Source organism: Pseudoalteromonas sp. 0802 (assembly GCF_013350085.1).
Classification (GTDB): domain Bacteria; phylum Pseudomonadota; class Gammaproteobacteria; order Enterobacterales; family Alteromonadaceae; genus Pseudoalteromonas.
This window is the reverse complement of the sequence record NZ_JABVXE010000097.1, coordinates 1-405: the sequence shown is the minus strand read 5'-3', so window position 1 is coordinate 405 and position 405 is coordinate 1. Positions and strand designations below refer to the sequence as shown.

The 405-nt window shown below is 62.0% G+C and carries 1 protein-coding gene and 1 pseudogene; both read left to right on the top strand.

Features of this window, described 5'->3' with window-relative positions; translation table 11 throughout:
- Positions 1–89 (top strand): annotated as a pseudogene (locus HUS61_RS21325) (GntR family transcriptional regulator); the annotation flags it as partial.
- 160 nt (positions 90–249) lie between these two features.
- Positions 250–405, top strand: a 156-nt coding sequence (locus HUS61_RS22045; RefSeq protein WP_175092393.1) for a glycerate kinase, incomplete at its 3' end; no start/stop codon positions are given.

The window sequence follows — 405 nt, the reverse complement described above, 5'->3', positions numbered from 1 at the left end:
GCAAGGCCAACTTCAAGCGCGCCATCGGCCATCTGAAGCGTGAAGGCAAGGTCACGCTGGCGCCCACCGAGACGCGTCTGGTCAAGTAAGCACTCCTGTCAGCCAGTGCTGCCGCTGCCACCCTCGGGAGACCGACGGGTGGCAGTTTGCGTTTCAGGCTGCTGCATGGCACCAATGACGGCGTATCATGAGGGAATCTTGTGCTGAGTCACCCCATTCGCTCCTTCACCTTCGACAAGGAATGTCTGCATGACTGTCTCTGCTTCTGCTGCCTCCGCTTCTGCTGGTTCGCCGCGCCTGTTGATTGCCCCTGACAGCTTCAAGGAAGCGCTGGCAGCCAGTGATGCCGCCGAGGCCATGGCGCGTGGTGTTCGCCGGGTGCTGCCCGAGGCACAGATCGACCTC